At 70.6% G+C, this 12890-nt stretch carries 13 protein-coding genes; 4 read left to right on the top strand and 9 right to left on the bottom strand.

The features are described from left to right. Positions 1 to 27: 27 nt before the first annotated feature. The 4 genes from IE145_RS01030 to IE145_RS01045 form a co-directional block, all read right to left on the bottom strand. Positions 28 to 1017: a hypothetical protein gene (locus IE145_RS01030; protein WP_189517921.1), complete on the bottom strand. Its 990-nt coding sequence runs from the start codon at positions 1015 to 1017 to the stop codon at positions 28 to 30. Beyond that, a complete protein-coding gene (locus IE145_RS01035) occupies positions 1007 to 2269 on the bottom strand; it encodes a hypothetical protein (RefSeq protein ID WP_189517923.1) in 1263 nt (420 codons plus the stop codon). Before IE145_RS01035 ends, IE145_RS01030 begins: the two co-directional genes overlap by 11 nt. Positions 2270 to 2380: 111 nt before the next feature. Next, entirely contained in the window at positions 2381 to 3484 is a 1104-nt protein-coding gene (locus IE145_RS01040) for an SPFH domain-containing protein (protein ID WP_189517925.1), read from the bottom strand. Between the two features lie 93 nt (positions 3485 to 3577). Then, on the bottom strand, positions 3578 to 4015 hold the full coding sequence (locus IE145_RS01045; RefSeq protein ID WP_189517927.1) for an NfeD family protein: 438 nt from the start codon (positions 4013 to 4015) through the stop codon (positions 3578 to 3580). Positions 4016 to 4166: 151 nt separating this feature from the next. On the opposite strand from IE145_RS01045, the gene IE145_RS01050 reads away from it, so the two are divergent. The 3 genes from IE145_RS01050 to IE145_RS01060 are packed head-to-tail and all read left to right on the top strand — an operon-like array spanning position 4167 to position 7602. Further along, positions 4167 to 5432 carry a hypothetical protein gene (locus tag IE145_RS01050; RefSeq protein WP_189517929.1) on the top strand — a complete coding sequence of 422 codons (1266 nt, stop codon included), beginning with the start codon at positions 4167 to 4169 and terminating at the stop codon, positions 5430 to 5432. Continuing rightward, positions 5420 to 6595 (top strand): hypothetical protein, encoded by a 1176-nt coding sequence (locus tag IE145_RS01055; RefSeq protein WP_189517931.1) that lies wholly within the window; start codon positions 5420 to 5422, stop codon positions 6593 to 6595. Before IE145_RS01050 ends, IE145_RS01055 begins: the two co-directional genes overlap by 13 nt. After that, positions 6592 to 7602, top strand: coding sequence for a hypothetical protein (locus IE145_RS01060; RefSeq protein ID WP_189517932.1), 1011 nt, complete (start codon positions 6592 to 6594; stop codon positions 7600 to 7602). The genes IE145_RS01055 and IE145_RS01060 overlap by 4 nt, the downstream gene beginning before the upstream one ends. A gap of 335 nt (positions 7603 to 7937) precedes the next feature. Here IE145_RS01060 and IE145_RS01065 read toward each other — a convergent pair whose 3' ends face one another. The 3 genes from IE145_RS01065 to ychF form a co-directional block, all read right to left on the bottom strand. Further along, a complete protein-coding gene (locus tag IE145_RS01065) occupies positions 7938 to 8354 on the bottom strand; it encodes a PIN domain nuclease (protein ID WP_189517935.1) in 417 nt (138 codons plus the stop codon). Next, positions 8351 to 8602: a type II toxin-antitoxin system VapB family antitoxin gene (locus IE145_RS01070; RefSeq protein ID WP_018956187.1), complete on the bottom strand. Its 252-nt coding sequence runs from the start codon at positions 8600 to 8602 to the stop codon at positions 8351 to 8353. The genes IE145_RS01065 and IE145_RS01070 overlap by 4 nt, the downstream gene beginning before the upstream one ends. A 378-nt stretch (positions 8603 to 8980) precedes the next feature. Next, positions 8981 to 10069, bottom strand: a complete 1089-nt coding sequence (ychF, locus tag IE145_RS01075; RefSeq protein ID WP_069739109.1) for a redox-regulated ATPase YchF — start codon at positions 10067 to 10069, stop codon at positions 8981 to 8983. Between the two features lie 318 nt (positions 10070 to 10387). Here ychF and IE145_RS01080 point away from each other — a divergent pair, with 318 nt between their 5' ends. Then, complete coding sequence (locus IE145_RS01080) at positions 10388 to 10969, top strand: DUF6542 domain-containing protein (RefSeq protein WP_189518577.1); 582 nt, start codon at positions 10388 to 10390, stop codon at positions 10967 to 10969. A gap of 129 nt (positions 10970 to 11098) precedes the next feature. On the opposite strand, the gene ppgK is transcribed toward IE145_RS01080, so the two are convergent. Continuing rightward, entirely contained in the window at positions 11099 to 11851 is a 753-nt protein-coding gene (ppgK, locus tag IE145_RS01085; protein ID WP_189517937.1) for a polyphosphate--glucose phosphotransferase, read from the bottom strand. A 38-nt stretch (positions 11852 to 11889) separates the two neighbouring features. After that, complete coding sequence (locus IE145_RS01090) at positions 11890 to 12879, bottom strand: 4-hydroxy-3-methylbut-2-enyl diphosphate reductase (protein ID WP_073764331.1); 990 nt, start codon at positions 12877 to 12879, stop codon at positions 11890 to 11892. Between the last annotated feature and the right edge of the window lie 11 nt (positions 12880 to 12890).

A 12890-nucleotide genomic window follows, 5' to 3' on the forward strand; every position in this document is an offset into this window, starting at 1 on the left:
GGTCGGCGGCAGGGTGCCGCGTGCGCCTCAACCCCCGGGGCAGGGCGGCACCTTGCCGCTGCGGCGGTCGCGGGCGTACTCCGCACCGGCCTGCTCGTACCAGCTGTGCGGCGGAGGCGGGCCCGAGGGCAGGCAGTCGAAGGACGGGAAGTAGACCTTCCGGTAGCCGGACGCGTCGGTCATGCGCGCGGTCAGCTCGAAGGGCTTGCCCCCGGGGCCGCTGATCGTCATCTCCGCGGTTCCGCCGCCGACTTCGTAGTGCACCCGGTACCGCCAGCGGCAGTAGCCCGTCGAGGCGGTCGCACGGACGATGAAGGCCTCGGTCTCGTTCTGGTTCAACGTGATGTGCTTGGCCTGGGGACCGGTGAAGAACGGCTCGGCGTCCTTGCCGTCCTTGCCCGAGATCTTCAGGCGCGGACGCGGGGCGTCCACCTCCAGCTCCAACGGGATGACGTCCGCGACCCCCTGCGAGGGGAAATGCACCAGACTGCCGCCGAGCGGCTTCTTACATCTCCCTCCCTCCAGTACGGGCACGATGTCGGTGATACGGATCTGCTGGGAGGCCCTGCCCTGCACGGTGATCATCCACTCCGCGTTCCCGGCGTCGACGGCTCTGCGGCCCTTGCGCCAGGAGCGGTCCGACGAGATCTCCTCGATGATCTTCCGGTCCGCCGCGCTCCCGGCACCCTCCGCGTCGCGCACCACGTAGTACCCGATGTCCTTGACGTCCTTGATCTCCACCACGTCGATGGCGTTCTGCGGTGAGAGCCGGTCCGGTACCCGGTCCAGCGGCAGGATCGTCTTCACCGACGCGGTCAGGACGTCCTGGAACGTCACGGTGACCACAGCCAGCAGGATGCCCAGCAGCCAGGTGGTCGGGCTCTGCACGAACCGCATCCGGCCCGTGCTCCCCTCGTCCCCCTCCTCGGGGCGCCGCGGACGCTGCCCGCTCCCCCGGCGTACGCTCGCCCGGGTCAGCGCACCCGTCCTGCGGGTCCTCCGCCGGTCAGTCGCCATGGGCCGATCGCTCCTCGCGCTCAGGGACCGGCTGGTCCTCGTACTCGTCGGCAAGCGGGGCCACGGAGGCCGCCGGGCGCCGCGTCATCAGCACCGTCACGCCCAGGAGCGCGAGCCCCGTGGCCCACCCGCAGGCCGCACCGAAACGGACGGCGTCACCGAGGGCCACCCCCAGCCCTTCGGCCGCCGCCCCGCTTCCGCCGCGCGGGGCGAACCATCGCGTCAGCCGGCCGTCCACGAGCGCGGCGGCGACGGCCGCCAGGACCGTGGCGTACCAGCCCTTCAGCGCCAGATCGGCGAGGGCCGCCGGGCGCCACCGCCGTACCCCCGCCGCGCGCCGCGCCAGTGAGCGGAGTGCTACCGCCAGCACCAGGAGGAAGACGGCGCAGACCACCAGGGTCGCGGCCCAGCCGCCGACCAGCTCGGTCCTGAGCGGGCGCAGGCGCAGCGCCGGGTAGAGGACGCCGCTCCACTCCTCGACGGTGGCCGGCGGCCGGTAGCTCTCCCACAGATCCGGGTCGAAGGTGACCGAGGCGTCCGGGGAGCCCGGGGCTCCCTGCGACAGATGCCGGACGCGGGTGTGGCGAAGGACCGGCCCTCCGGCAACGGCCAGCAGCACGGCCGGGATCAGCCCGGCGCTGACGAGGTGGCGCCGGGCCCGGGAGGAGACCGGCGACGAGCCGGGCTCCTCGCCGTACCCACTGCTCTTCACGTCCTCGGCGGTTCTGAGGTGGGTCCGCAGGGGCGGCCAGTCCCGGTACCGCCACACCAGGAGCCAGAGAATCACCGGCGGCCACACCATGAGCAGTACGAACTGGGCTGCCGCGCCCGGGATTTCACCCAGCTGGGCCCGCACGACCCAGTCCCCGTAGGCGGGCACGGCGGTGACGGCGTCCGGGTCCAGGGCGGGGCCGATGAGCGTCGCCACCCCCGCGGCGAGCAGCGAGGCTCCGGTCAGGGCGAGGACGGTCCTGAGCCTCGGCCTGAGGCCGGCGCTTCCGCGGAGTACGCGATAGGCGAGCAGTCCGCTCAGCAGCAGGAAGACGACCTGCGGCAGCCATCCCCGCACCTGGTCCAGGTCGCGGACCGCGAAGCCTTCGAGAGAGAGACCCAGCAGGCGGACCTCGCCCACGGTCGCCTCGGGCTCCACGAGCTCGGAGACGTGCCGCTTCAGCGGGTCGAGGAAGAACAGGACGGTCGCCTGATTCCACACGCCGTAGGCGGCCAGCACCATGGACAGGCGGCGATTCACCGTCGTATTCCCCCGAGTCGCCTGTGCCGTACCTGAGTTGCGCAGCCAGTCTGCCGTACGGGCGTGGCCGCACCAAGGCGATTACGTCCGGAGAACGTCGGCGGAGGCGGCCTACCGCCGCCCCGGCAGCCGGGTCTCGCCCGCGGCCTCAGCTTCGGCCTTCGCGTCGCTCACCGCGGCGGCGGCCTCCTTCGCGGCCTCGTCGGCGGCGGCGACGGCGTCCAGCGCGAGGGTCGAGTTCGGCTCGATCTCCGGCGCCCCGACGCCGTCCTTGTCGCTGTCCGCGACATCGGCGGCCGCCGGCGCGGCCTCACGCTCCGCGGACGCCGGGAGCCCCTCCCCGGCCGACTGGTCGCCGAACGCGGTGGTGACGGTGCGAATCGCCTCGGTCAGCTCGCCCGGGATCACCCAGAAGGTGTTGTTGTCGCTCTGCGCCAGATGCGGGAGCGTCTCCAGGTACTTGTAGGCCAGGACCTTCGCGTCGGCGTTGTTGCGGTGGACGGCCTGGAAGACGAGCTCCACGGCCTTCGACTCGCCGTCCGCCCGCAGGATCATGGCCTGCTGCGTGCCCTGGGCCTCCAGGATGTCCTTCTGCTTCGTCCCCTCCGCGGTGAGGATCTTGGCCTGCCGCTCACCTTCGGCGTGCAGGATGGCGGCGCGCTTGTCACGCTCGGCCCGCATCTGCTTCTCCATCGCCTCCTTGATGGTGTTCGGCGGATCGATGGCCTTGATCTCGACCCGGTTGACCCGGATGCCCCACTTCCCGGTGGCGTCGTCGAGGACGGCCCGGAGCCGGGCGTTGATCTCCTCGCGGGAGGTGAGCGTCGCCTCCAGGTCCATGGAGCCGATGACGTTTCTCAGGGTGGTCACGGTGAGCTGGTCGATGGCCTGCAGGTAGTCGGCGACCTCGTAGGCCGCGGCCCGCGGGTCGGTGATCTGGTAATAGAGCACGGTGTCGATGTTGACCACGAGGTTGTCCTCGGTGATCACCGGCTTGGGGTCGGACGAGTACACCTGCTCGCGCACGTCGAGCTTGGTGTTGACGCGGTCCGCCACCGGCAGGACGAAGTTCAGGCCGGGCTGGAGGGTTCTGCGGTACCGGCCGAACCGCTCGATGTTGTAACGGCGCGCCTGCGGAACGATCCGCACGGTGGCCGCGACGAGGAACACCACGACGAGCGCGGCCACGAGAATCGGTATGACCACCGGATCCATGCTTCTTCCTCCATCGCTGTTCGCTACGGGCACGGTGCCGGGGATCGCGTTATGTGCTCCGCGCCGCCTCTCCGGCGCCACGTGTTCGGTCGGTCACGGAAGGAGCTCGCGGGGATACACGACGGCGGTGGCACCCTCGATCTCCATGACGTCCACCAGCGCGCCCACCGGGATCACATGGCTTTCGTCGAGAGCGCGGGCGGTCCACTCCTCACCGGAGAGCTTGATCAGGCCATGGGTCGCGGTGACCTCCTCCACGACCTCCGCGCGCTTGCCGATCAGCGCGTCGCTGCCGTCACGGGTCAGGGGCCCCTGGGCGAGCTGCCGCATCGCGATGGGGCGGACCAGGGCGAGGCCCGCCACCGCCGCCAGCCCGAGCGCCACGAGCTGACCGAGCAGGCCGACGCCCACCCCGGCCACGACGGCGGCGACCACTGCCGCGCCGGCCAGCAGCCCGAAGACCAGCGTCAGGGTGAAGAACTCCGCAGCGCCGAGCGCCGCGGCGGCGAGCAACCAGGCGAACCACGGCATCGAATCAGCCTCCCCAAGGGGACCTACTCAGGGTGTACCCCTTCGGACCCCGGACGGAACCGCCCGGACTGTCCGATCTACGATCGGGACGTGTGGACCGGGTTCGGAGACCTGCCCGGAGCACGCCGAAACGTCGGGGGGACGGAACGGAATGCGGTGGATACGGGGGCGGCGCGCATGGTTTCCGTACGCACTGGCCGGCGGTGTGCTGGCGCTGGTCGTGGCCGGCACGGCGGGATGGTTCCGGGCCGACCGGGCTCAGCAGCGCGCGGACAGCCTGCGTCAGCTGGACCGGGCGTGCGCGGGGCTGCTGCCGGGTGAGCCGCTGCACGGCTTCGTGCCGGCGGACGGTGCGGGGGTGCTGGAGGAGTACGGCACGATGCTGGACCCCGGCCAGGAGAGCCGAGCGCTGCTGAACTGCACGGTCTCCTGGGGTTCGGGACGCTGGGAGCCGGCCCACCGGGTCCGGATCCGGGCGGAGGCGCGGATCGCGGCGCAGGTCGAGGAGACCGAGGCGGCCGAGGCGGGGTTCCGGCACATCTCCGACTTCCCGCTGCCGCTCCCCCCGGGCGTGACCGGCAGCACGGGTGCGGACGAGCGGGTCGTGGGCAGTGAGGTGAGCGCCTCGCTGCGGGTGGAGTGCCCCGGTGGGCTGCGCGGCCGGAAGGCGCCGTCCCGGACGCTCCGGGTCTCGGTGGAGCTGCCGTCGAAGGCGGACAGCGACCACGACGTACCCGCCGCCGATCATCTGCTGGCCGCCCGTACGGCGGTGGCCACGGCCAACTGGGTCACCGAGCGCCAGAAGTGCGGCGTCAGGCCGATCCGTACCGACGCCTCGCCCCGCCCGGCCGCCGGCCCCGTGCCGACGGAGCTCTGCGCGTGGCTCGACCCGGAGGAGCTGGAGTTCGCCCGGGACACGTGGGAGTTCTCCGGGGACGGCGCGTACAACCGGCGCGCCGGGTTCTGCTCGGGCCGCACCACCGGATACAGCAGCCCTCCCGGCCTGCCCGTGGTGGCGGTGACGGCGGAGAGCTGGTCGGGCGAGTTCGCCCGGGGCGCGTACGAACGGCACACCGACGTCGGGACCGCACCCGCACAGCGCGCACCGTCGCCCGCCCGGCGGGACGGCAGCGTGGTGATCAGAACATCGGCGTTCTTCCCCAAGCTGGCGCTGTGGGCGAAGTCGGAGTGCGACGGCGGCCCGGCCTACCACCGGATCGCGCTCACCCCGGAGTTCGACACCGGGAGCGGGGACGAGGAGAAGAAAGTCGTCGTCGAAGGCACCGACCGCAAGCGGCTGTCGGCCGACGCGCGCGCCACGCTCGACCGCTACCTCGCGGCGGCGGACGGCTGGCCGGGGCGGGCGAACTGCCGGGCCGCCACGGTCCTGGGTGAGGTGGAGGAATGGCCCCGATGAAGCGGTGGGCGGCGCGGGCCGGTGCGGGAGCGGGTGCGCTGGTGGTGCTCGCGGGCGGTGCCTTCTGGTTCGGCGGCGGCTACGACCGCTGGGCGACCGACCGGGCGCTCACGTCCGCGTGCGACGGTGTGCTGCCCGCCGACGGGATACGGGCCGCCCTGGGCGAGCGCCGCCTGAAGTCCTTCGACGACCGGAGCGAGGGAGGTCTCGACGACCCCGCGACCTCGCTGCGGGTGACGTGCGGCATCGGCCGGGAGCCCGGCGAGAACACCGGCAAGGACGTCGGCGAGGGCTCGGTGACCGTCACGGTCAACGGCGTACCGACGCTCGACCGCGAGGACCGCCGGTACGAGAGCCTCTATCCGGAGGTGCGGACGGGGTCCCTGCCGCCCGCCCCACTCGGTCAGGGATGGAGCGGCCTGGTCGCCACGGACGACTCCGGTTCGGATGCCGAGGCCACCACCGCCGTCCTGCTGGACTGCGTCCCGGGCCGCGGCGACCTGCTGGTGACGGTCGAGGCGAACGTGGACCATCTGCTCGACGACAGTCCGTTCGACAACCCCGACCGCCGCACCGCGTTCGCGCGGATCGCCACCGAAGCGGCGGCCAACGCCTCCCGCCGGTACGGCTGCGACGCCGAACTCGGCGAGCCGCTGAAGACCGCGCCGCTCCCGGTGAACGAGGACGAGTACGTGGCCCCGGCGGACGCCCAGGGGACCTGCGCCGGGATCGCCGCCCGGGGGAAGACCGTGGCCCGGGCCTGGGAGAGCGAGCGCGGCACCGCGCCGTACGAGACCTGCATCCTGGGCGACACGCGAGGGGACACCACCCACGTGGTCACCGCGCACTACGGCCCGTACGCGGAGGGCGCGCTCCACGACTACGTCGAGCGGGCCGGTGACCCCGATGTGACGGAGACCGGGCAGCGGTCGGGTGTCCTGCCCAACGGCGCGTACTGGACCACGGCCGACTGCCCCACCGACGCGGGCCCCGCGTTCTTCACCCTCTCAGCACCCCGCGACGAGGCGAGGACACAAGCGGACCGGACGTACGCGCTCGCGACCCTGAAGACGTTCGCCGAACGCTCGGCGAAGGCGCACGGCTGCGCGGCTCCGGCCGAGCCGTCCGCCCCCACCGACTCCTCCGGGAAGGGACCCTCATGACCGGACGACGACGGACAGGGCCGGCGCTGCTGTCGCTCGTCCTGGCGCTGACCGTGGGCGGGCTGATCTGGGGCTTCGACCCCTGGGACGAGGAGTCGGACCCCGCCGACACGTGCCGGGGCGCCCTGGCGGCCGAGGAGGCAGGGGCGTTCTTCGGCGGCGCGGAGCTGAAGTTCCGCGGTCACACCGCGGAGTGGATGGGCCACGAGACCGAATACTGCTCGGCACAGGCCCGGGGCGAGGAATCCGGTGCCGTACGGCTCGAACTGTCCATCCGTCCGGCGGCGGCCCATCGCGCCGCCGGCGCGGCGGAGAAGACCTCGGCGACACCGATCGGCTTCGGCTGGAACGGCTCGTTCGACGCCGGATACAACCCCGCGGCCGCGGTCCTCGTCGACTGCGCGTCGCTGCCCGGCAAGGGCCTCCTCGTCCTGGCCGACATACCCGAGGACATCAGGAAGCTCTCGGACGAGCAGGTGAGCGGCCTGGCCCGCTTCACCACGGAATCGGCGCGCCGGGCGGCGAAGCGCTACGACTGCGAAGGCCCTCTCGGAAAGCGCCCCTCGACCGTGGACCGCACGACATGGCAGGAGCACCCCGTGGCCCGGGTGAAGGGAACCTGCGGCAACGTCGTCACCGCACGGGACACGGCCCGACTGGGACTCACGACGGCCTCGGAGATGCCGGCCGGCCGCGCCCTCACCGAGGAGTGCTCCCTGGACCTCCCGGCCGAGGGCCGCCATGTGCGCCTGACCGCGTACTACGGCCCCTCCGCCCAACAGGAGATGTACCTGGACAAGCGGTACCCCGGCAGCGTGAAGGGCGCGATCATGCGGTCGCACCCGTGCAAGGGCGCTCTGGGCACGGCGTACTTCAAGTACGAGGAACTGCCGAGGGAGGACGACGGGAAGAGCGTACGGAACACGGTCCGAGACGAGGACGGGCAGAGGCTGCTGACGGCGTTCACCACCGCTTCGGCGGCGCGGCACGGGTGTCCGGTGGGCTGAGGGGCGTGCGCTGAGGGGGTGCGCTGAGGGGGTGCGCTCACACCGAGGATGTCGATGCGGACTCCACCCGCTCGCAATTGAGGTCTTCGAGATCCGCTTGCGACAACTCATCGAAGTGGGCCCCAGAATCGATCACGACACCGCATAAAGAGCGCGACCGTACTCATCGACTGGTTCAGCCTGACCCAGAAAAGCGACATCAGCCATTCAGCATCTCCGCATTTCTTCGCACCAGAGGTTAGACCGGAAATCGACTACACATCGAAGTGGAACTTCTGACCTGCGGAAATGCAAACCATCGAGGCACTCGCTGGCACGTCATGCGGTGTTCCCGGTCAGTCGGCGGTGCCGGGCTCCACGACCCACTCGGCTTGCACCCCGCTCACCGAGGCGATCATGTCGAAGTCGCCGTCGTAGTGGAGGACGGTGGCCCCATGCCGTACTGCGGTTGCCGCGATGAGGACGTCGGCCAGCGACAACGCCCGGTGAAAGCCAGCGTTCAGCGCCAGCGCCTGGATCTCGAGCGCCTGCTCGAATTCCTCGTCGTTGCAGGGCAAGTAGTCGAAACCACGGAGCAGGGTACGCAGGCGCAGCGCCTCGGGCTTTCCACGCGCCGAGTACAGAACCTCATACTCGGTCGGGGCGCACACTGCCAGGAGTCCATCGCGGTCCAGTACATCCAGCCGCGCCCGCACTGCCGGTTTGCCCCGGCGGGCCAGCGCGGACTTGTCGATGAGGTAGCGCCCTTTCACGCCGCCGAAGCCCCGCCTTCGCGCTTGAGCGAGCCGTCCGGGTTCCGCGGCCCCGTCTGCGACCGGATCTCCGCAAACACGTCATCAAACTCCCCATCGTCAATGGCATCGAACAACTCCCGGCGCAGCCGCAGCCTCACCCCCTCCTCCATGGCCGCCCGCACCGCAGCGGCCTTCGTCCTCACCCCATACACACGCATCGCCTGCTCGACGATCTCCTCGTCCAGATCGATCACAGTCCTGGCCATCAGTTGTCCCCTTCACAGCTCGACACTCCAACAACGATATCAATTTGGAGTGAGAAATGGCATCAAAATGCTGGAGCGTGTCGAGGGTGCCTCGATCGGAGCCAGGAGCACGACCTGGACTGGTTGATCAGCTTTCCGATCGGCGAGCACCCCTGGACGAGACCCTTGTACGAACTCCCTGACCTGGTACTCGGCGCATCCGCGTCCCAGTGCAAACGCAGCACGATACGGATGACCAGGGGTGACGTCAGGTGACGAGAGGTCAGTCATCCCAGCACCATCCCAGCACGGGAAAACGCAAAGGGCCCGACCCTGAAGAGTCGGACCCCATGTGACCTGCGCGTTTACGAGATCAGTGACGTGGCGATATGTCGGCCGCTACACGTTGAAGCGGAACTCCACCACGTCCCCGTCCTGCATGACGTAGTCCTTGCCCTCCATGCGGGCCTTGCCCTTGGCGCGGGCCTCGGCGACCGAGCCGGTCTCCACCAGGTCGTCGAAGGAGACGATCTCCGCCTTGATGAAGCCCTTCTGGAAGTCGGTGTGGATGACACCGGCCGCCTCCGGGGCCGTGGCGCCCTTCTTGATGGTCCAGGCGCGGGCTTCCTTCGGGCCTGCCGTGAGGTAGGTCTGGAGGCCCAGGGTCTCGAAGCCGACGCGGCCGAGGGTGGCGAGGCCGGGCTCTTCCTGGCCCATGGACTGGAGCAGTTCGAGGGCCTCGTCGTCGTCGAGCTCGATCAGCTCGGACTCGATCTTGGCGTTCAGGAAGATCGCCTCGGCGGGGGCGACCAGGGCGCGCTGCTCGTTCTTGAAGTCCTCGTCGACCAGCTCGTCCTCGTCGACGTTGAAGACGTACAGGAACGGCTTGGTGGTGAGGAGGTGCAGCTCGTGGAGGAGCTTGCCCTTCTCCGTGCCCGCCGTGATACCCGCGGCGAACAGGGTCTGGCCGGTCTCCAGGATCTGCTTCGCCTCCTCGACCGCGGCGAGGACCGCGACCTTCTCCTTCTGGAGGCGGGACTCCTTCGTCAGGCGCGGGACGGCCTTCTCGACGGACTGGAGGTCGGCGAGGATCAGCTCGGTGTTGATCGTCTCGATGTCGTCCTTCGGAGAGACCTTGCCGTCGACGTGCACGACGTTCTCGTCCTTGAAGGCCCGGATGACCTGGCAGATCGCGTCGGACTCGCGGATGTTCGCCAGGAACTTGTTGCCCAGGCCCTCGCCCTCCGAAGCGCCCCGGACGATACCGGCGATGTCGACGAAGTCCACCGTCGCCGGGAGCAGCCGCTGGGAGCCGAAGATCTCCGCGAGCTTGTTCAGGCGCGGGTCCGGGACGCCGACCACGCCGACGTTCGGCTCGATCGTGGCGAACGGGTAGTTGGCCGCCAGCACGTCGTTCTTGGTCAGGGCGTTGAACAGGGTCGACTTGCCGACATTCGGCAGACCGACGATTCCGATCGTGAGCGACACGTTGGCGACTTCCTGGAGTGAGGCGGAGGGCAGGGGCGGGGCGTCCGGTTCGGCTCGGCGTTTCGGGGCCGGGGCAGCCGGGCCCGGAGTGGACCGATTCTCCAGTCTACGGGCCTGCCCCACGGGCCCGAACAGTGCGGCTTTCGTCCGTGTGACATCGAACGCAACCCCAAGGTCGGCCAAAGCGCGTGTCCAACGCCTGATTCCCCGCCCCCCGCGACCTACGTTGTGGAGGTGGAGCAGCACAGGACACGTCCCCCGCAGCGCCGGCAGCCCCCGCAGCCCGCGCCCGCCCCGCCCGCGCCGGGTGGTTCCGCCGTGTACCGGGTACGGGTGCGGAGCGTGCCACCCGTCGTCCTCGCGTTGCGGCGGTTCCCCAACCCCCGGCTCACCGGGATCGGGGCCGGGCTGTTCGCGTCGCTGACCATGTTCGTGCTCGCCTGTGCCGACCGGCTGCTGTTCGACAGTTCGGAGCTCGTCTACGGGCTGCTCTTCCTGCCCGTCAGCGCGCTCACCGCCCTCTGGGTACGGCCCGCCGATCTGGTCACCGCTCCGATCAGCGTGCCGATCGCCTTCGCCGTCGGGGTCTTCCCGATCTCCGGGGGATCCGAGGGCTTCGGCGGGCAGGTCATGGGCCTCGTCACCGCCCTCGCCGTGCACGCCGGCTGGCTGTACGGCGGAACGCTCGTCGCCGGCGTCATCGCCACCGTACGCAAGGTGCGCCTGATGCGGGCCCGGCGGCGGTACGTCCTGGCTCAGGGGCGCGGCCCCGCCGGTGAGCGCCCGCCCCGGGCCGCGGCCGCGGTCTCCGTCGCCGCCGCGGGCTCGAAGCCCGTACGGGCCGGGGCCGGCCCGGCGGGGGCCGCGGGGGCTGCGGCCCGGCGTCCTCAGCGGCCCTGACGTCCGACGGGCCTCACCCGGGGCATCAACGTCCGACCCCTGGGCCCGGTGCTCACGCCTGGTGCTCACGTCCGGTCCTGGGTCCGGTCCTCGGGTCCGGTCTGAACCGTCGGTCCCGCCCCGCCCCGCTCAGCCCTTGGCCGCCGCCGAGCCCGCCGCCGCCATCGCCGCTCCCACGATGCCCGCGTTGTTCTGGAGCTGCGCCGGGACCAGCTCGGCCCGGACCTTCTCGATCAGGGGCAGGAACTTCTCCGCCTTGCGGCTCACGCCGCCGCCGATGATGAACAGCTCCGGCGAGAACAGCATCTCCACGTGCAGCAGATACTTCTGGACCCGGTGCGCCCAGTGCTGCCAGCTCAGGTCCCCGTCCTCCTTGGCCTTCGTGGAGGCGTGCTTCTCCGCGTCGTGACCGTGCAGTTCCAGGTGGCCCAGCTCGGTGTTGGGGACGAGCTCACCGTTGGTGAAGACCGCGCTGCCGATGCCTGTACCGAACGTCAGCAGGATGACCGTGCCCGTACGGCCCTTGCCCGCGCCGAAGGTCATCTCGGCGACCCCGGCCGCGTCCGCGTCGTTCAGGATGGTGACCGGTTGACCGATCCGCTCGCCCAGCAGGGTCCGGGCGTCCACGTCGATCCAGCCCTTGTCGACATTGGCCGCGGTCCGGGTGATGCCGTCCGTGACGACCCCGGGAAAGGTGATGCCGACGGGGCCCGACCAGTCGAAATGGCCGACCACCTCCGCCACGCCGTCGGCCACGCCCTCGGGCGTGGCCGGATGCGGTGTCAGCACTTTGTGGCGCTCCCGCGCCAGGTCTCCGCGGTCCAGGTCCACGGGAGCACCCTTGATCCCGGATCCGCCGATGTCCACGCCGAAGATCTCCATGGGACCCACGGTACGGGCAGGCCGGGCCCCTTGCCCGGCTACTCGGCGGAAAGGGCGGCGGCCTCGGCGCGCAGGTCGCGGCGGAGCTCCTTGGGCAGCGAGAAGGTGATCGACTCGTCGGCCGTCTTCACCGTCTCCACGTCCGCGTAACCCCGCTCCGCCAGCCATTCCAGGACGCCGTCGACCAGGACGTCGGGGACGGACGCGCCTGAAGTCAGGCCGACCGTGGTCACGCCCTCCAGCCACGCCTCGTCGATCTCGCTCGCGAAGTCGACCAGATGGGCGGCGGGGGCTCCCGCGTCCAGGGCGACCTCCACCATCCGGATGGAGTTCGAGGAGTTCTTGGAACCGACCACGATGACCAGCTCGGCGTCCTCGGCCAGCTTCTTCACCGCGATCTGGCGGTTCTGCGTGGCGTAGCAGATGTCGTCGCTGGGCGGCGAGAGGAGGTTCGGGAACTTCGACTTGAGGGCGTCGACCGTCTCCATCGTCTCGTCGACGGAGAGGGTGGTCTGGGAGAGCCAGACGACCTTCGACTCGTCGCGGACCTCGACGTTCGCCACGTCCTCGGGGCCGTCGACCAGCTGGATGTGGTCGGGGGCCTCGCCGGAGGTGCCGATGACCTCCTCGTGGCCCTCGTGGCCGATCAGGAGGATGTCGTAGTCCTCCTTGGCGTACCGGACGGCTTCCTTGTGGACCTTGGTGACCAGCGGGCAGGTCGCGTCGATGGTGGCGAGCTTGCGCTCGGCGGCCTCCGCGTGGACGGTGGGCGCGACGCCGTGCGCGGAGAACATCACGATGGAGCCCTCGGGGACCTCCGCGGTGACGTCCACGAAGATCGCACCCTTCTTCTCCAGGGTCTGCACGACGTACTTGTTGTGCACGATCTCGTGGCGGACGTAGATCGGGGCCCCGTACTGCTCCAGGGCCTTCTCGACGGCGATCACGGCACGGTCCACGCCCGCGCAGTAGCCACGGGGAGCGGCGAGCAGGACACGGCGGGCAGGCGTTGCAGTCATGCGTCCCATCGTAAGGCCGT

Source organism: Streptomyces sindenensis, from assembly GCF_014649035.1.
In the GTDB taxonomy this organism is placed as follows: domain Bacteria; phylum Actinomycetota; class Actinomycetes; order Streptomycetales; family Streptomycetaceae; genus Streptomyces; species Streptomyces sindenensis.

Coding starts and splice junctions, on each gene's coding strand:
- IE145_RS01030 (WP_189517921.1), bottom strand. CDS start 1,017: ATGGCGACTGACCGGCGGAGGACCCGCAGGACGGGTGCGCTGACCCGG.
- IE145_RS01040 (WP_189517925.1), bottom strand. CDS start 3,484: ATGGATCCGGTGGTCATACCGATTCTCGTGGCCGCGCTCGTCGTGGTG.
- IE145_RS01045 (WP_189517927.1), bottom strand. CDS start 4,015: ATGCCGTGGTTCGCCTGGTTGCTCGCCGCCGCGGCGCTCGGCGCTGCG.
- IE145_RS01050 (WP_189517929.1), top strand. CDS start 4,167: ATGCGGTGGATACGGGGGCGGCGCGCATGGTTTCCGTACGCACTGGCC.
- IE145_RS01055 (WP_189517931.1), top strand. CDS start 5,420: ATGGCCCCGATGAAGCGGTGGGCGGCGCGGGCCGGTGCGGGAGCGGGT.
- IE145_RS01060 (WP_189517932.1), top strand. CDS start 6,592: ATGACCGGACGACGACGGACAGGGCCGGCGCTGCTGTCGCTCGTCCTG.
- IE145_RS01070 (WP_018956187.1), bottom strand. CDS start 8,602: ATGGCCAGGACTGTGATCGATCTGGACGAGGAGATCGTCGAGCAGGCG.
- ppgK (WP_189517937.1), bottom strand. CDS start 11,851: ATGGAGATCTTCGGCGTGGACATCGGCGGATCCGGGATCAAGGGTGCT.
- IE145_RS01090 (WP_073764331.1), bottom strand. CDS start 12,879: ATGGGACGCATGACTGCAACGCCTGCCCGCCGTGTCCTGCTCGCCGCT.